Annotated in this window: 15 protein-coding genes and 2 tRNA genes; 10 read left to right on the plus strand and 7 right to left on the minus strand. The window is 57.6% G+C overall.

The window, feature by feature from the left end:
• Nucleotides 1-90: 90 nt before the first annotated feature.
• Together recJ and AC0TOF_RS19640 are read right to left on the minus strand one after the other, a co-directional pair.
• Complete coding sequence (recJ, locus tag AC0TOF_RS19635) at nt 91-1,875, minus strand: single-stranded-DNA-specific exonuclease RecJ (protein WP_473769504.1); 1,785 nt, start codon at nt 1,873-1,875, stop codon at nt 91-93.
• Between the two features lie 32 nt (nt 1,876-1,907).
• The gene (locus tag AC0TOF_RS19640) at nt 1,908-2,927 is read right to left on the minus strand and encodes a helix-turn-helix domain-containing protein (protein WP_473769505.1); all 1,020 of its coding nucleotides are present in this window, start codon (nt 2,925-2,927) and stop codon (nt 1,908-1,910) included.
• Nucleotides 2,928-3,064: 137 nt separating this feature from the next.
• Here AC0TOF_RS19640 and AC0TOF_RS19645 point away from each other — a divergent pair, with 137 nt between their 5' ends.
• Together AC0TOF_RS19645 and AC0TOF_RS19650 are read left to right on the plus strand one after the other, a co-directional pair.
• The gene (locus AC0TOF_RS19645; RefSeq protein ID WP_473769506.1) at nt 3,065-3,658 is read left to right on the plus strand and encodes an alpha/beta hydrolase family protein; all 594 of its coding nucleotides are present in this window, start codon (nt 3,065-3,067) and stop codon (nt 3,656-3,658) included.
• Nucleotides 3,659-3,715: 57 nt separating this feature from the next.
• Entirely contained in the window at nt 3,716-4,120 is a 405-nt protein-coding gene (locus tag AC0TOF_RS19650) for an alpha/beta hydrolase (protein ID WP_473769507.1), read from the plus strand.
• A 72-nt stretch (nt 4,121-4,192) separates the two neighbouring features.
• On the opposite strand, the gene glpX is transcribed toward AC0TOF_RS19650, so the two are convergent.
• The 5 genes from glpX to AC0TOF_RS19675 all read right to left on the minus strand — a co-directional run bounded on the left by glpX (nt 4,193) and on the right by AC0TOF_RS19675 (nt 10,425).
• Entirely contained in the window at nt 4,193-5,179 is a 987-nt protein-coding gene (glpX, locus tag AC0TOF_RS19655; RefSeq protein ID WP_473769508.1) for a class II fructose-bisphosphatase, read from the minus strand.
• A 252-nt stretch (nt 5,180-5,431) separates the two neighbouring features.
• Nucleotides 5,432-6,952, minus strand: coding sequence for an ABC-F family ATP-binding cassette domain-containing protein (locus tag AC0TOF_RS19660; RefSeq protein ID WP_473769509.1), 1,521 nt, complete (start codon nt 6,950-6,952; stop codon nt 5,432-5,434).
• 314 nt (nt 6,953-7,266) lie between these two features.
• Nucleotides 7,267-8,586, minus strand: a complete 1,320-nt coding sequence (locus AC0TOF_RS19665; RefSeq protein ID WP_473769510.1) for a homoserine dehydrogenase — start codon at nt 8,584-8,586, stop codon at nt 7,267-7,269.
• Nucleotides 8,587-8,666: 80 nt separating this feature from the next.
• On the minus strand, nt 8,667-9,890 hold the full coding sequence (locus AC0TOF_RS19670; protein WP_122002428.1) for an LL-diaminopimelate aminotransferase: 1,224 nt from the start codon (nt 9,888-9,890) through the stop codon (nt 8,667-8,669).
• A gap of 187 nt (nt 9,891-10,077) precedes the next feature.
• Nucleotides 10,078-10,425: a hypothetical protein gene (locus AC0TOF_RS19675; protein WP_473769511.1), complete on the minus strand. Its 348-nt coding sequence runs from the start codon at nt 10,423-10,425 to the stop codon at nt 10,078-10,080.
• A gap of 555 nt (nt 10,426-10,980) precedes the next feature.
• Between AC0TOF_RS19675 and AC0TOF_RS19680 the strand changes: the two genes are divergently transcribed.
• The 8 genes from AC0TOF_RS19680 to AC0TOF_RS19715 all read left to right on the plus strand — a co-directional run bounded on the left by AC0TOF_RS19680 (nt 10,981) and on the right by AC0TOF_RS19715 (nt 16,665).
• Nucleotides 10,981-12,246 (plus strand): YcbK family protein, encoded by a 1,266-nt coding sequence (locus AC0TOF_RS19680; RefSeq protein ID WP_473769512.1) that lies wholly within the window; start codon nt 10,981-10,983, stop codon nt 12,244-12,246.
• Between the two features lie 202 nt (nt 12,247-12,448).
• Nucleotides 12,449-12,523 (plus strand) — tRNA-Glu (locus tag AC0TOF_RS19685).
• A gap of 149 nt (nt 12,524-12,672) precedes the next feature.
• Nucleotides 12,673-12,747 (plus strand) — tRNA-Glu (locus AC0TOF_RS19690).
• A gap of 103 nt (nt 12,748-12,850) precedes the next feature.
• Complete coding sequence (locus tag AC0TOF_RS19695; protein WP_473769833.1) at nt 12,851-13,135, plus strand: DUF2218 domain-containing protein; 285 nt, start codon at nt 12,851-12,853, stop codon at nt 13,133-13,135.
• 332 nt (nt 13,136-13,467) lie between these two features.
• Entirely contained in the window at nt 13,468-14,166 is a 699-nt protein-coding gene (gene sfsA, locus AC0TOF_RS19700) for a DNA/RNA nuclease SfsA (RefSeq protein WP_122000539.1), read from the plus strand.
• Nucleotides 14,167-14,183: 17 nt separating this feature from the next.
• Entirely contained in the window at nt 14,184-15,011 is an 828-nt protein-coding gene (map, locus tag AC0TOF_RS19705) for a type I methionyl aminopeptidase (RefSeq protein ID WP_473769513.1), read from the plus strand.
• 59 nt (nt 15,012-15,070) lie between these two features.
• Complete coding sequence (radC, locus tag AC0TOF_RS19710) at nt 15,071-15,820, plus strand: RadC family protein (RefSeq protein ID WP_473769514.1); 750 nt, start codon at nt 15,071-15,073, stop codon at nt 15,818-15,820.
• A gap of 206 nt (nt 15,821-16,026) precedes the next feature.
• Nucleotides 16,027-16,665, plus strand: coding sequence for an outer membrane protein (locus AC0TOF_RS19715; protein ID WP_122000537.1), 639 nt, complete (start codon nt 16,027-16,029; stop codon nt 16,663-16,665).
• Nucleotides 16,666-16,795: the final 130 nt, after the last annotated feature.

The raw sequence follows: 16,795 nt of genomic DNA on the forward strand, positions 1-16,795 counted from the left end.
AGAGTCATGTCTGAATGTTTAAATCAGTGCTCATATGGGAATTGGCCCCCGCCCCTCACAAGAGCGTGAAGACAAAAAAATCCTGAAATTTCAAACTGGCAAAGCTGCGTCCAGAATCTGTATCTGAGGAGTGACCGAGCCATTCCAGTGGTTTAGCGACAGATTGCCCGCCACATGCACGCTCTGGCCGATATTGTTGAACAGGAAGCGCCCGAGATCGCCTTCCGCCGCCCGGAAGGCTATGGCATTGACGCGCTTTCCATCCGCGCCGCGCAATGTGACGCGCACATGATCGCGCCCGACGCCGCGCACATCGGCCAGTATATGATGCGGCAGCGCCAATATGGGCTGCGGATGCGCAGAACCATAGGGCCCCGCCTTCTGCAAGGCTTCATAGAGCGATACGGTGGCGCCCGATGCAGCCAGCGCGCCGTCGATGGAAAGGCTCTGGTTTTCCCGCAAGCGCGAAACGATATGCGCCGATTCCTCTTCAAGATAGGCACGCAACGCGCCAAGATTGCCGCGCTCGATGGTGATACCGGCAGCCATGGCGTGGCCGCCGCCCTTGACGAGCAATCCACGCTCCATCGCACCGCGAACCAGCTTGCCGAGATCAAGCCCTATGATCGAGCGCCCGGAGCCTGAACCAACGCCATTGGCATTGAAGGCGATGGCAAAGGCCGGTCGCCGGGCCTTTTCTTTCAACCGTGAAGCGAGCAGCCCGACAATGCCCGGATGCCAGCGGTCGCTTGCCGTCACGATCACCGATGCGCCCGCGCCGCCGGAGATTTCCAGCGAGGCTTCTGCTTCCGCCTCCATGAGCATCTCGGCCTCCATGGCCTGACGCTCCTGATTGAGCCGGTCGAGTTCAACAGCGATACGGTCCGCCGTTGCAGGATCATCCAGCGTCAGCAGCCGAGCGCCAAGCCCGGCATCGCCGATGCGCCCGCCTGCATTGATGCGCGGCCCGATAAGGTATCCCAGATGGAAGACATTGAGTGGCTCGCCAATGCGCGCCACGCGGGCAAGCGCCGCAAGGCCGACATTGCTCTGCGAGCGGGCAACAAGCAGCCCCTTGACGACGAAAGCGCGATTGACGCCGGTTAGCGGCACCACGTCGCAGACCGTGGCGAGCGCCACCAGATCGAGCAGGGAAAGAAGATCGGGACCCGGCCCTTTGCCACGCTCGCGCAAGATTTTTGTCACCTGCACCAGCGTCAGAAAAACCACGCCCGCCGCGCAGAGATGCCCTTGCAGGGAAATATCGTCTTCACGGTTCGGGTTGACGATCGCCACCGCATCTTCCGGCAGGTCGCCGCCAACCTGATGGTGATCGAGCACCACGACATCCGCCCCGGCCTGCTTCGCCGCCGTGATGGAAGGTGCGCTGTTGGTGCCGCAATCGACCGTGACGATCAGGGTCGCGCCCTTGGCAACCAGATCGCGCATGGCATCGGGGTTTGGGCCATAACCTTCAAAAATCCGGTCGGGAATGTAGATGGAGTGCTGAATGCCGTAATGTTTGAAAAAACGCGCCATCAAGGCGGAGGAACAGGCACCATCCACATCGTAGTCGCCGAAAATGGCCACGGTCTCGCGGCGCAGAATGGCATCGGCAATGCGCCCTGCCGCATTTTCCATATCGGTGAGCGTCGCCGGATCGGGCATGAGATTGCGCAATGTCGGATCGACAAATTCAGGCGCGCCTTCCACCGACACACCCCGCCCTGCCAGCACGCGGGCGACAAGATCGGAAATGCCGTGATGCTGCGCGATGGCAAGTGCCGTATTGGCCTCACGAAGGCCAAGCCGGTCCACCCATTTCTGCCCGGTTGCGGATTGTTTTATTCCGAGGAAAAAGCGCTCTGTGGTCATGAGATTCTAAAGACACAAAAGGCGGCAGACGGTCAAGATGGACGATTTCTATCTCGCCAGTCGGCAGGACTAAGCGACGTTACCCGCCGGAACTCCCTATTGAAGTTTGATTTGGTCTGGAACCCGGATTCAAACATCACGGTGGTTATCGAGATGTCGTCCTTCTCAAGCCGCCGACAAGCTTCCGCAATTCGGTAATCGTTGATGAAACGGGAAACATTCTGGCCCGTCAGCCGGTTGATGGCGCCCGATATCTGGCGCGCCGGAAGGGAGGCGCGCCGAGCCAGCCGCGACAGCGTCAGATTCTCATCGAGAAAGAGCTTTTGCTCAGTCAAAAGCGCTTCGACCTTGTCCAGAACATTGCGATCTACTTCGACATTTGGCGCCGATGGCGTCGTTTCAAATTCCGGTTCTGGTACAGCTTTGGCGCGAGCCGCCGCCAGCGCGGTCAGGCCGATAAGAAACAGGCCCAACAGATTGGCATTGCCAATGATCGCAGCCGTGTAATCGCCTTTCCACCATTCGAAATCCAGGACCACTATAAGATCGAACAAGGCAGAAAAGCACAGCGAGGCGGCTGCGATGACAAGCGCCCGATGCGCTGCCACCGCACTGTCGAGACGCGCCGCATCCAAGGCGTCAGGACCAGAGCGGCCAAGCAGCACCAAGGCGACCGCATAGCCGACGTAAAGCCCAATCAGCGCCACGTCGATCAAACCCGGTGCGAAATAGACCATTGCGGCAATGACGAAGGGTGGCAGCGCGTGAAACCAGGTCAGAACGTTATCGTCTGCTTTCGCCTGATGGATGAGGCTTCTGAAACTCACCAGCGTCAGCCCCGGCAGGCAACTGGCCAGAACAGGCAAAACATGGCGCAATTCCGTAATGCCGTAGCCCCAGCGCAGACCGACAATGAAAGACTGCGACGCGCACAACCCCAACACGAGCAGGAAGGGACGGTTCGCTCCGTTCCAGCCGAAACGGTGCAACAGAATTGCCATCAGAAAAAGAAGCAGAAGTGCGGAGACGAACGGCAGAGGAATGAAAATCATAAAGCACACACGAGTGACAAACAGGCAGCCATCATGGCCCAAATCGCGATCCGAGACGACCTGAATCATGATCGAGGACGCAGTTCGCGCAAAATCGGATGACGTTCGCCCTGTTCCATCAATCAGCGGAGACCGCCATGTTTCTCTACTACATCGTCACTATCCTCTTCACCTTTTTAACCGCCGCCCCCAGTCAGGCCCATGAGGTCGGCCAGCGGGAAGTCAAGTTCAACAATGCGCTAACGGGGCGCAATCTCGAAGTGGGTATATGGTATCCAGCCGCAACCGGGGGCACGACTTCTCTTGTCGGAGACAATGAAGTGTTCAAAGGCGCTCCGGCTGCAATCAACGCCCTGCCCGAAAAAGGCAGCTTCCCGCTCATCGTCATGTCGCATGGTTCCGGCGGACGCTTTCAGGGTATGGCGTGGCTCGCAAGCGAGCTGGCCAGGGCGGGTTACATCGTTGCAGCGCCAAACCATCCCGGTACCACCAGTGGCGATTCCACACCGCAGGACACACCGAAAATCTGGCAGCGCACCGGAGACCTGTCGGCAGTGATCGACACGATGACGACTGATCCTGCATGGAGCGACATAGTCGACAAAAACAAGATCAGCGTCCTCGGATTTTCGCTGGGCGGTACCGCAGCAATGGAAATCGCAGGCGCAAGGACCAATCTCGACGCCTATGCCCGCTATTGTGATGTCTACGGCAAATGGGATTGCGCATGATATGCCGGTGGCGTTGGCTATCGAAATAACAAGCAGATCAAAGTCGACAAGGTCGATTTGCGCTCGGTCGACAGAAACCGCTTCGAGCAATCCAATCTCGACCGCCGCATTACGTCAGCCGTACTTATTGATCCCGATCTTGTGCGGGCTTACGACGAAGAGAGCCTGGCATCGATTTCAATCCCGATGAGCTTCATCAATCTTGGTGAAGGCGACGCGGTCCCTCCAGGAATTGCGGCTGAGAAGCTGGCATCAATCACGCCCAAAGGAACTTATGCCGCCGTCGCTGGCGCTAACCATTTCAGCTTCATGCCCGAATGCAAGAAAGGCGCCGCAGACCTCCTTAAAGCCGGAGGAGAGATAGATCCTGTTTGCGATGATGCCGGTCGCCCGCGTGCCGACATCCATGCAGATATCACAAGACTGGTGTTGAAGGCGTTGCAACCTAAGCCGAAAGCCTGAATCAAAACGCGAACATGTCAAAGGCGGCATTTTGCAATGCCGCCTTTGATAAAGTCGAAGGACCTATAAGACCTAGAACTTGGACAGGTCCTGATGCCTTGCCTTGATCTCGCGCACCGTCTGCGAGCTTGAACGCATGACGATGGTATGCGTCTGGATATAGTCGCGGGCGAACTTGACGCCGGAAAGCATGTTGCCGTCCGTCACGCCGGTCGCGGCAAAAAGCACGTCGCCCTTGGCCATTTCTTCCATCGTGTAGACCTTCTTGGGATCGGCAATGCCCATCTTGGCGGCGCGGGCGATCTTTTCATCAGTATTGAGCTGGAGACGGCCCTGCATCTGGCCGCCGATGCAGCGCAGCGCTGCCGCAGCCAGAACGCCCTCGGGCGCGCCACCCATACCGATATAGATGTCGATGCCGGTTTCATCCGGGTTGGTCGTGTGCATGACACCGGCCACGTCACCGTCGCCGATCAGGCGGATGGCAGCGCCGGTCGCCCGCACTTCCTCGATCAGCCGCGCATGACGCGGACGGTCCATGATGCAGGCGGTGATTTCATTCGGCTTCACACCCTTCGCCTTGGCAACCGACATGATGTTGTCCGTCGGGCTGGCGTCGAGATCGACGACGCCCTTCGCATAGCCCGGACCGACTGCGATCTTTTCCATGTAGACATCAGGCGCGTAAAGCAGGTTGCCCTTCTCGGCAATCGCGATGACAGCAAGCGAGTTCGGCAGGTTCTTGGCGCAGATCGTGGTGCCTTCCAGCGGGTCGAGCGCGATATCAACGTCCGGCCCCTGCCTGGTGCCAACCTCTTCGCCGATATAGAGCATCGGCGCTTCGTCGCGCTCACCTTCACCGATGACAACCGTTCCGGTAATCGGAAGGCGGTTCAGTTCCTGACGCATGGCATCGACGGCAGCCTGATCGGCGGCCATCTCGTCGCCACGGCCACGCAGCCTCGCCGCCGCCACTGCTGCACGCTCGGCCACGCGGACCAGTTCGAGTGTGAGAATGCGGTCGAGTCCGTGGGGTTGCTGCTCTGCGGTCTTGGCCATTTGAACAAAGTCCTGAATTCGAATTGCGTGGATGCGGCGCATCGCGCCCGCGACTGCCGCCTTTTATAGCGACACTGTGCAAACCTTTTGTCAAAGTCCCCCGCACCCTGCAAGGGCGCGAGGGCTAAAAACATTGTACGCTCAAACTCTTAATCGATTTAAGCAATACACGCTTCGTTTCATGTCCCGACCGGATGTGAACACTCACACCCGACCAGAAGTTATTAAACAACCGAAAGATGTTGCGCCTATTCAGCTTCCGATAGCATCGAAGAAAAAATCCGGACTTTCCAGCTCGATCAGCTTTTTTCTTTCGATCATCCAGAAACGGTTGCCGACATTGCGAACAAAACTCCGGTCGTGCGAGACGATCAGGCTTGCCGCCTCATTGCGCAGCAGTTCCACTTCCAGCGCTTCCTGCCCCTCGATATCGAGATGGTTGGTCGGTTCATCGAGAATATAGAAGTTCGGATTGGTCAGCCGCAGAACCAGCATGGCCAGCCGCGCCTTCTGCCCGCCAGACAGGCGTTCCAGCGGCTTCGCCTGCATTTCAAGCGTCATCCCGGCACCGGCCAGCAGGGATCGCGTCCGCTGGTCGCCAATGTCGAAACGTTTCGCAATCGTCTCGAACGGGGTCCACTCCGGGCGAAGTTCCGACAAGGCCTGATCGCTATATCCAAGCACCAGCGATGGCGTCGCCTTGATCCCGGTCTGCGCCCGTTCCGGAGCAAGAATGGCCTCGCGCACCAGCGTCAGCAGCCGCGTCTTGCCCATGCCGTTGGCGCCAAGCAGGACAATGCGGTCGCCCGGATTGATCCAAAACTGCCCCGTCTTGAAAAGAAGCCTGCCATCGGGCGTAGCAATATCGGCGTGATCGAGAACAACCAGTGCCTTGGCGTGGCTGCCGCGGCTGTTCAATATGATCTTGCCGGCAGATCGCTCCACATGGGCTGCTTTGGCAGTTTCCTCGATCTTGTCGGCCCGCGCTTTCAACTGCTTGGTCTTGATAACGAGCAGGTCGCTGCCGGAATTGATGCCGATATTGTTCAGCTTCGCCGCCTGCCTGCGCAATTGCTGGACCGTCTTCATGTCCTTTTCGAACTGCCGGGCGTCCGCCGCGTCGATTTCATCGAGCGCAACCCGTGCCTGGCTATAGGGCAAGGAGAAAACAGGCGACTTTTCCGCCCTCAGGAACAGGGTGCGCTTCGTCACCGCATCCAGAAAGGCACGGTCGTGACTGCTGACCACGACCGCGACCGAGCGTGGCAGCGCGTTCAGCCAGTCTTCCAGAAGCCGCACCTTTTCGAGGTCCAGATGGTTGGTCGGCTCATCGAGCAGGAGAACATCGGGTTCCGACACCCATGCGCGGGCCAGAAGCGCAAGCCGCTGCCAGCCGCCGCTGAGTTGACGTACGGGAAGCTGGCGCAATTCATCGGCCACGCGCAGATCATCCAGAACGATATCGGCGCGCCAGCTTTCATAATCCCGCGCTTCTTCATCGAGCCCATCCAGCACAACCTCGTAGAAACTGCGGTTTAGCAGGCTTTCTGGAACGTATTGGCTGACATACCCGATCTTCAATCCACGCGACCGCGTGATCGCGCCGAGCGTTGGTTCGCCCTCGCCGACAAGGAGGCGCAGAAGACTGGTCTTGCCGCGCCCGTTGGCAGCAACGAGACCAAGGCGCTCGCCCTCGCCTATGACGAGATCGAGATTGGCAAAAAGCGGCTCATGAAGGGTAAGCGAAAGATTCTGGATAGAAACAAGAGACATGGCAATCAGCCCAATTCTGCCACGCACAGACGCTCGGTTTCCAAACCGCGATATGCATCAATGTGCTGGCGAATGTCCGGCAACGGTCGATGACCGCGCCTTCAGGAAAAGGCAGAATAAGACAGTGGTTGAGTGTCTTTTCCGCCCTGCACAAATTACTTATGCAGGGCAAAACCGGGGCCATACTGACGGTGATGATCATGACGCTTCACATACATCGTACAGCCCTCCTTTCCTGTTTATCTCTTGAAACGAATAACCCGGCCTTCATAACAAAGGTGAATCGAACCTGCAAGAGAGCAGAATATCCCCAATCAGCCTGCCCGTTCGATACGGATCATCTGTGGCTTGTCGACCAGATGGTCGTCCTTGAGGATCGCTTCCAGCGCCTTCTTGACGGCCGATTCGGTCGTTTCATGCGTGACGAGGATGACCGTCTTGATACCTTCGCGCTGCGCATCTTCCATCGGCGGACGCTGCACGATCGACTCCAGCGAGATGTCGTTTTCGGCCATACGCTTGGCGATGGCCGCAAAAGCACCGATACGGTCAAGCACGGTCAGGCGGATGAAGTAGCCGCCCGCATGCTTGCGCATCTTGGCGCGCTTATAGGGCTGCAACGCCTTGGCGGGCGTGCCGAACACCGGCCCGTGCTGGAAACCGGGACGACTTTTCGCAATATCGGCAACATCGCCGATCACGGCAGATGCCGTCGCGTTGCCGCCCGCACCGGGACCGGAAAGCAGAAGCTCGCCCAACAGGTCGGTTTCGATTGCCACGGCATTGGTCACGCCATGAACCTGCGCGATCACCGACGAGGTTGGCACCATGGTCGGATGCACGCGCTGTTCAATGCCCGTATCGGTCTTCTGCGCAACGCCCAGAAGCTTGATGCGATAGCCGAGTTCATCGGCGGCGCGAATATCGGCCAGCGAAATATTGCTGATGCCTTCCAGATAAATATCGTCGGCTGCGATCTGCGTGCCGAAGGCAAGGCTGGTCAGCAGCGCCAGCTTGTGCGCCGTGTCGTTGCCCTCGATATCGAAGGTCGGATCGGCTTCGGCATAGCCCAGACGCTGCGCATCCTTGAGACAATCCTCGAACGAAATGCCTTCTTCCCACATCCGGGTCAGGATGTAGTTGCAGGTGCCGTTCATGATGCCATAGACACGCGACACCGTATTACCGGTCAGCGATTCACGCATGGCCTTGATAACCGGGATGCCGCCTGCGACAGCCGCTTCGAAATTGAGCAGAACGCCCTTGTCTTCGGAAATTCTGGCGAGCGCAACGCCGTGGCGCGCAAGCAGGGCCTTGTTTGCGGTTACGACATGGCGACCCGCGCGCAGAGCCGCTTCCACGGAAGCTTTGGCCGGGCCATCCTCGCCGCCGATCAATTCCACAAAAACATCGATATCGGCGGATTTCGCAAGCTCCACCGGGTCGTCGAACCATGCGATGCCGGAAAGATCGATACCGCGATCCCGGTTGCGGTCACGCGCACTGACCGCTGTAACCGTAACAGGCTTGCCGCATTGGCGCGTGAGCATTTCGGACTTGTCACGCAGGATACGCAACACCGAAGCACCAACGGTGCCGAGGCCGGCAACGCCGATCCGTAATGCATCACTCATTATTTCGACCTTCTGTATGGAGTGGCTTATCGGGTGGGAACCACAGGCGGCGAGTTGCCGCCCGTAGCGATTTTTAAAGACTATCCGCGACGACCGTCGAGCGGAATCACATTTTGCAGGTTCTCATGCTTGGCAGAGAGAAAACGCTTGATGTTGCGCGCGGCCTGACGGATGCGATGCTCGTTCTCAACCAGCGCGATGCGCACATAATCATCGCCATGCTCGCCGAAACCGATGCCCGGCGCGACGGCCACATCGGCCTGTTCGACCAGAAGCTTGGAGAATTCAAGCGAACCCAGCGAACGGAAGCGTTCCGGGATCGGAACCCAGGCAAACATGGTTGCGGCTGGCGGCGGAACATCCCAACCTGCCCGACCGAAGCTTTCGACCAGCACGTCACGGCGCTGCTTATAGACATTGCGCACATAGGCGATATCCGAGCCGTCGCCATTAAGCGCCGCCGTTGCAGCAACCTGGATCGGCGTGAACGCGCCATAATCGAGATAGGATTTTACGCGCGTCAGCGCTGCAATCAGGCGTTCATTGCCGACCGCAAAGCCCATGCGCCAGCCCGGCATGGAGAATGTCTTCGACATGGAAGTGAACTCAACGGTCACATCCATGGCGCCCGGCACTTCCAGCACCGATGGCGGCGGGTTGCCATCGAAATAAATTTCCGAATAGGCGAGATCCGACAGGATGACGATGTCATGCTTGCGGGCAAACGCGACGACATCCTTGTAGAAATCGAGCGTCGCCACATAGGCCGTCGGATTGGACGGGAAATTGAGGATCAGCGCGATCGGCTTTGGGATGGAGTGCTTCACTCCGCGCTCCAGCGTCGGGATGAAGTTCTCGTCAGGCTTTGCCTGTACCGAACGGATCACGCCGCCCGACATGATGAAGCCGAAGGAGTGGATCGGATAGGTCGGATCCGGGCAAAGCACCACATCGCCCGGCGCGGTAATGGCCTGCGCCATATTGGCGAAACCTTCCTTGGAGCCGAGCGTGGCGACGACCTGAGTGTCCGGATTGAGCTTCACGCCAAAGCGGCGCGCATAATATTGTGCCTGCGCGCGACGCAAGCCCGGAATGCCTTTGGAAGCCGAATAACGATGCGCGCGCGGGTCCTGCACGGCCTCGCAAAGCTTGTCTACGATGTTCTGCGGGGTCGGAAGATCGGGGTTGCCCATACCTAGATCGATGATGTCGGCACCCGCCGCTCGCGCCGATGCCTTCAGACGGTTGACCTGTTCAAAGACATAAGGGGGCAGACGGCGGACTTTATGGAATTCTTCCGACATGATCCTGTTCCAGTGGAGGGTTGAACGTAATGGCGCGTATGCGCCGCAGAGGAGCTATACACCTGTTCTCGAATCGGGTCGAGACATGTTGCCGGGTCAAAGAACCCGGCTTTCGTCTTTAGAGCACATCCCGAAAAGTGTGAAACGGTTTTCGGATATGATGCGCGCCAACAACCAAGGAAGAGGGTTACTCTTCCCCGCTTTCGATCTGTTTCAGGGTAGCGTCCGTATCTAGCTGCGCCTGCTTGCGCAGTGCAGCAGCTTCGGCGGGCGTGAAACCCGCGCCGCCGGTTCTGGATGCCGCCAGACGCGTGCGGTCGGCATCAAGCTTGGTCGTAAGCTGTTGCTTTTCTTCTGCGGTGATCTGCGTGGTCGCAGCCTTCGGCATATGGCCGAATGTCGGGAAAACGCCAGTGCGGGAGGCACCTTCCTGCGGCACGCCCTGAAACTCTTTTCCGCCCGCGCACGCCGTGAGCATCGCCGCCGCTGTTGCTGCCAGCAAAAGATTGGCGATCTGCCGCGTGCGCTTGGTCATGTTTCTGTTCCCGGTTAATGCCGCATTAGGCGCTGTTGGTCACAGCGCCAGACAAAGATAAAGCAATTGGCAAGGGATAGCACCAAGTCGAGGCGTCCTGTCAACAAGTGAGTGATGCAAATCGGAAATTCGCCTTGTCCAGAAGGACGGAACGCCACACCAACGGGCTCTCAGGAAGGAAAAACCTAACCAAGAGTTACACGAAGTAATATTTTGTTATATGCGAATATTCCGGGCTAAACGCCAAGTCATTTAACACCACATGCGCATCAATAGTTGCACTCGGCGATTAAAAAACTTAAAAATTGGTAGCGAATTGCCCGACAGGTGATTTGCCCGTTACAGCGAAATGACTGTCATCGCTCTGAAGTGACTATCATAACACGCTGATATTTCTGAATTTCTTCCCGGCACAAACAGTCGGGAGCGGTGGGGACGGCAAGCCATCAAGCATGACGTCAGCCTCGCACGGGAGAGCCGATCTCCCGAAACCAGGTGGGCCCGGATGAATTCGGGACGCCAAACTGGTCAGGGAAATCGAGCTGGAGCAGACTGTTGAAATTTGCACATTCTACACACCGGACCTCCGGCAGGTTTCTATCAGGCAGCGTGGCTTTGCTCGCGCTTCTTGTCACGTCCTGCACGTCAACCGGGACGGGCCTTGACGGCAAGCCGCTTCAGATGACCTCCGCCACTGACGGCTCCGTCATTGCGGAAACGTTGCAAAGCGCCGCTGACCAGACAACCGTCGCAGGGGCAACGACGCCCACTTCCGCGGAAGCGAAAAAAGCGGAAGCCAAGCCCGGTGAAACAAATCCTGCCACCGTGGCAGCAGCGACAAACGCCAATAATAAAGAGCAGGCGAAGCCGGTCACAACTGCGGCGGCCACCGAGCAGCAGCCGACCGAGGTTGCCGCCCTCGCCCCGCAGCAGCCGAAGAGTACATCGCTTTTCGGCATGTTCGGCGGCAGCAAGCCCACAACGCCGGAATCAACTGCTCAAGCCTCCGAACAACCAGCGGAAGCGGCTCCCGCCGACACCGCGAAGAAGCCGCAGGAACCGGCCAAGGAAGAAAAGACGGCCGAGGCAGCCGAACCACAGCAGACCCCAACTGCAAAGCCTGCCGAGGCTGAAAAGCCGGTTCAGGTCGCTTCCCTGTTTGGTTCCACCAAGAGCGCCTACGCCTCACCACAGCGCCCAACGGCCTCGCAAGGCAGTATTGCCCGGCTTTTCTCCGACGAATCGACCGGCGCACGTTCCGACAGAACGGAAAGCAAGAAACTTGCCGTCGTGAAGCCGGTTTCGCCGTCCGCCAAGCACGATTACAATTATTCGCTGCCGGGTGTGCGCCCGAATGGCGGCATCGAAATCAAGCATCGCAACAGTCTCTATGACGATAGCGATATTGATGCGAATGAAGACGATGAATTTGCAAGCGTGACGCTTGCGTCAGCTCCGGGCCTTGCCCGCCTTACGCCGAACGGCTTGAAGGTGCAACGCGAAACCGTGGATGTCGCCTGCCTCAAACCGCAACTCGTTTCCATGCTGAAAACCATGGAGCGTCATTTCCGCCGTCCAGTCATGGTGACTTCGGGCTATCGCAGCCCATCCTATAATCGCAAGGTCAACGGCGCCCGCAAATCGCTTCATATGATCTGCGCCGCAGCCGACATCCAGATCGACGGCGTTTCCAAATGGGAGATTGCCCGTTTTGCCCGCTCCATGCCGGGACGTGGCGGCGTCGGCACCTATTGCCACACGACTTCGGTTCACGTCGATGTCGGGCCGGAGCGCGACTGGAACTGGCGCTGCAAAGGCTGAGAAAAGTACCCTCACCGAACACCGGAAGCCGGATCGCACGATCCGGCTTTTTCTTTTGCCCTTATTTTTCAAGGCAGTACCAAGTTCGACCGCAGAAATTTTCCCCATTCTTGCAGTACATTCGATTTTTTTCAGAAAAGTGTTTTTTGGGGCTTGCGAGTCAGAACCTTCCTCAATATAAGCCCACTCACACCAGTAACGGGCGCCCATCGTCTAGCGGTTAGGACGCCGCCCTTTCACGGCGGAAACAGGGGTTCGATTCCCCTTGGGCGTACCATTGCTGGTTTTTTCTTTTCCCCTTACAATTCAATCGCTTGGCGCTTTTTGCGCACAGTTTTGTTCTGTTCGAAATTATTCACAGACAAGTGAAAAAGGGGCTTGCATGTCGGAAATTTCCTGACTATAAGCGCCCCACACCAGCAACGGGCGCCCATCGTCTAGCGGTTAGGACGCCGCCCTTTCACGGCGGAAACAGGGGTTCGATTCCCCTTGGGCGTACCATTGCTGGTTTTTCTTTTCCCTTATAATTGACGCAAATATTACTGGCTGATCTGTCAGGATGTTGCTACGCGCCTGTCTGCAACCTTTTTGGAAGGACAGCATGATGCCGAAAGCAACAGCAATCGTTCCCACCGCCCATGCCAGCCGTTACCTGCAGCAGCTCTGCAAGCACTGGGCGCACAAGTTCGCCGTCGAATTCACCCCTGAACATGGCACGATCGATCTTGGCGAGAATCGCCTCGTGATTCTCGATGCCGATGCGGAAAAGCTGACCACAACCGTTGAAACCTCCGAAGAAAATCTCGGACGTCTTGAAGAAGTCGTGGCAAGCCATGTCGTCCGCTTCGCATTCCGCGAGGAGCTCGTCTTCGAATGGGTAAGGCAATAGCAAGGGGCGGCGGCGTTTACCCTATCCGTAAAATGCCTGCAAATTGCCCGGAATAGCCATTATCGCATCACAATCCGGGCTCAATCACCCGCGAAATTCTTCCCAACTTCGAACGACTGATTTGATGGGGAAGAATAATGACAAGCGAAACAAGAACCACCCTCACCTTTCTCGGCGCCGGTCTGGTTGCTGCGGCAATGGCGCTCAGTGCGGATATGAGCTGGGCGGACGTCATCAAGGTCTTGTTCTGACCCCTTCCCGTTTCCCGGCTATTTCCGCGAAGCTGTCAGAAAACCCTTTCGCATACGCGCCGAACTGCTCTACATCGGCGCATGATTTTTCAAACACCTCTGGTTACCGGCAGGCTGGAACGCCGCTACAAAAGATTTCTTGCCGACGTCACGCTTGACGACGGGCGGTTCATCACAGCGTCCGTGCCCAATACCGGTTCGATGCTCGGACTGACCGCGCCGGGTTCCCGCGTCTGGCTGAGCGTTTCGGACGCCCCTCACCGCAAATATGCCCACACGTTGCAGATCGTTGAAGCGGATAATACGCTGGTCGGCGTGAACACCGGCTTGCCCAACAGAATCGCCGAGGAAGCGATCCTGAAAGGTCTCATTCCCGACCTCGCGGGATATGCCAGCCTCAAGCGCGAGCAGAAATATGGTCGCAATTCGCGCATTGATCTTCTGCTGGATGACGGTCCGCGCCAGCGGGCCTATGTCGAGGTCAAGAATGTGCATTTCATCCGCACGCTCGGACTGGCGGAGTTTCCAGATACGGTGACGGCGCGCGGCGCGAAACACCTCGACGAACTGGTCGACATGGTTGCCGCTGGTCATCGGGGCGTGATGCTGTTTATTATCCAGCGAAACGACTGCAGCAGATTCAGCATTTCCGGCGATCTTGATCCCACTTACGCACGCGCTTTTGAACATGCGCGCGCAAACGGGGTTGAGGCCTGGGCCGTTCGGTGCCACATAACGGATAACAGCATTGACGCCACCGAGCTGGTGCCAATTGAGTAAATGAGACGGATCGAGTGATGGTAACCTATATCGAAGCGACAAGCGTACCCATGAAATATACGGGTCAGATCAGGCTCTATGGCCCCGAGGCTTTCGAGGGTATGCGCACGGTCTGCAATCTGACGGCTCGCTGCCTCGATGCCCTCAATGATATCGTCAAGCCGGGTGTGACCACCAACGAGATCGACCGTTTCGTGTTCGAGTTCGGCATGGATCACGGCGCTTTTCCGGCAACGCTGAACTATCGGGGCTATACGAAATCGACCTGCACCTCGATCAATCACGTCGTCTGCCACGGCATTCCAAACGACAAACCGCTGCGCGAGGGCGATATCGTCAATATCGACGTTACCTATCTGCTCGATGGCTGGCACGGCGATTCCAGCCGCATGTATGCGGTAGGCGAAATCAAACGCGCCGCCGAACGGCTGCTGGAAGTCACCTATGAAAGCCTTTTGCGCGGGATCGCGGCCGTCAAGCCGGGCGCCAAGACCGGCGCAATCGGTGCGGCGATCCAGACCTATGCCGAAGGCGAACGCTGCTCTGTCGTGCGCGATTTCTGCGGCCATGGTGTCGGGCAGCTGTTTCACGATGCACCGAATATCCTTCATTACGGCACGCCGAATGAAGGGGTGGAAATCAAGGAAGGCATGATCTTCACCATCGAGCCGATGATCAATCTCGGCAAGCCGCATGTGAAGGTTCTTGCCGACGGCTGGACAGCGGTTACACGAGATCGGTCGCTGACGGCCCAATATGAACACACGGTTGGCGTCACGAAAGACGGCTGCGAGATATTCACACTCTCTCCAGCCAATGTCTTCGGTCCGCCTTCCATGAGATAATGTCGCAGTGATGTTGTCCCGATAATTGTCTGGTCTGTTTTTGCGGGGGTTTAAACAGGATGGCAAAGAACAAGAATGAGCCGGGTAATGCGCACTTGCCCGGCTTCAGCGATACGCTGCAATTGACGCCCAAAATCGACAAGCCGCATTACGCCGGGCATCGCGATCGTCTCAAACAGCGTTTCAGGGAAACCCCCGATGCGTTGGCGGATTACGAATTGCTCGAAATGCTGCTGTTTCGCGCCATTCGCCGCGCCGACACCAAACCGATCGCCAAGGCGCTTCTGACCCGGTTCGGCTCGATTGCCGAAGTGCTGGCCGCCCCCGAAAAGCTGATTGCCGAAGTGCCCGGTGCCGGCCCCACCGTCGCGCATGAACTCAAGCTTGTGGAAGCTGTCGCCAAGAGAAGCGCGCGCAGCACGGTCATGGAGCGCGAAGTGCTGGGTTCATGGAACCAGGTGATCGAATATTGCACCACCGCCATGGCATACGAGACCCGCGAACAGTTCCGCATCCTGTTCCTCGACAAGAAGAACAAGCTTATTGCCGATGAAGTCCAACAGACCGGCACGGTCGATCACACGCCGGTCTATCCGCGCGAGGTGGTCAAACGCGCGCTGGAACTTTCTGCAACGGCCATTATTTTGGTCCACAACCACCCATCGGGCGACCCGACGCCTTCGCGCGCCGACATCGACATGACCAAGCAGCTCGTCAATGCTGCCAAGGCGCTCAACATCACGGTGCAGGATCACGTCATCATCGGGAAGCACGGCCACGCCAGCTTTCGTGGATTGGGATTGATCTAACAAAACCGGCTTCAGGCAGTTACCGATTGTTAAGCATAGCGCGAAGAATGGTTGCGCAATGCATGGAAATCGCTCGAATTTTCTTAAATTTGGACACAATCAGAGGTGAGACGAAAGCCAGACCGAAGGCAAGGCCTTTCGATGGCAATAATGAATTCAGGCATGTTTCCCGCCAGCGTTTTCGGACGGGAAAATCGGAGTAAAAAATGTTGAAGCGTTCTATCACCGCAGTGGCGCTTGGCGCCGCAATCGTTGCTTTTGCAGGTTCGGCTTTCGCTGCCGACATGATGGGAGCAACCGACTATTCGTACAACGATCCGGTTGCCAGCGGCCCGCATGACTGGTCCGGCAACTATATCGGCGCACAGATCGGCGCTTCTTCTTCCAAGATTCCCGGCCCCTTCACCAACCGCACCGGCGCGCTTGGCGGCGTTGTCGTGGGTAAAAACATGCAGAGCGGCAATGTCGTGTTCGGCGCGGAACTCGAAGGCAACTTTGCCGAAGCGGAGCATCGCATCGGTCATGGCGGCAGCCTTCAGCAATCGTGGAACGGCAACGCCAAGGGCAAGATCGGCTACGCCTTCGACAAGACGCTCATTTACGGCACCGCCGGTTATGGCGTGACCCGTTTCAAGGCCAAGGACAACACCACCTCGGCTCCCGGCTGGGAAGGCGGCGCACTGATCGGCGCCGGTGTCGAACAGGCGCTGAGCGGCCCGCTCTCGGTCAAGGCTGAATATGACTTTCAGCGCTTCGGCGACGTGAAATCCCGCGTCAACGGCGTGGAGCAGCGCAACAACCTGAAGAACCATTCGATCAAGGCAGGTCTGAACTACAAGTTCTAGTTCCTGCGATCCGATGCGAAACTTCATTCTGTTTTAGCATCAAGCAATTCTTCTTTTGCACAAAGGGCTGCGTTTTATGGCGCAGCCCTTTCGTTTTGCATAAATTTATCTTCATTTCGCAGCCTGACTA

It is taken from the genome of Ochrobactrum sp. PL_is501 (assembly GCF_055816895.1).

Coding starts and splice junctions, on each gene's coding strand:
- sfsA (WP_122000539.1), top strand. CDS start 13,468: ATGATTTTTCAAACACCTCTGGTTACCGGCAGGCTGGAACGCCGCTAC.
- AC0TOF_RS19670 (WP_122002428.1), bottom strand. CDS start 9,890: ATGTCGGAAGAATTCCATAAAGTCCGCCGTCTGCCCCCTTATGTCTTT.
- AC0TOF_RS19675 (WP_473769511.1), bottom strand. CDS start 10,425: ATGACCAAGCGCACGCGGCAGATCGCCAATCTTTTGCTGGCAGCAACA.
- AC0TOF_RS19645 (WP_473769506.1), top strand. CDS start 3,065: ATGTTTCTCTACTACATCGTCACTATCCTCTTCACCTTTTTAACCGCC.
- radC (WP_473769514.1), top strand. CDS start 15,071: ATGGCAAAGAACAAGAATGAGCCGGGTAATGCGCACTTGCCCGGCTTC.
- glpX (WP_473769508.1), bottom strand. CDS start 5,179: ATGGCCAAGACCGCAGAGCAGCAACCCCACGGACTCGACCGCATTCTC.
- AC0TOF_RS19665 (WP_473769510.1), bottom strand. CDS start 8,586: ATGAGTGATGCATTACGGATCGGCGTTGCCGGCCTCGGCACCGTTGGT.
- AC0TOF_RS19715 (WP_122000537.1), top strand. CDS start 16,027: ATGTTGAAGCGTTCTATCACCGCAGTGGCGCTTGGCGCCGCAATCGTT.
- AC0TOF_RS19640 (WP_473769505.1), bottom strand. CDS start 2,927: ATGATTTTCATTCCTCTGCCGTTCGTCTCCGCACTTCTGCTTCTTTTT.
- AC0TOF_RS19695 (WP_473769833.1), top strand. CDS start 12,851: ATGCCGAAAGCAACAGCAATCGTTCCCACCGCCCATGCCAGCCGTTAC.
- AC0TOF_RS19660 (WP_473769509.1), bottom strand. CDS start 6,952: ATGTCTCTTGTTTCTATCCAGAATCTTTCGCTTACCCTTCATGAGCCG.
- recJ (WP_473769504.1), bottom strand. CDS start 1,875: ATGACCACAGAGCGCTTTTTCCTCGGAATAAAACAATCCGCAACCGGG.
- map (WP_473769513.1), top strand. CDS start 14,184: ATGGTAACCTATATCGAAGCGACAAGCGTACCCATGAAATATACGGGT.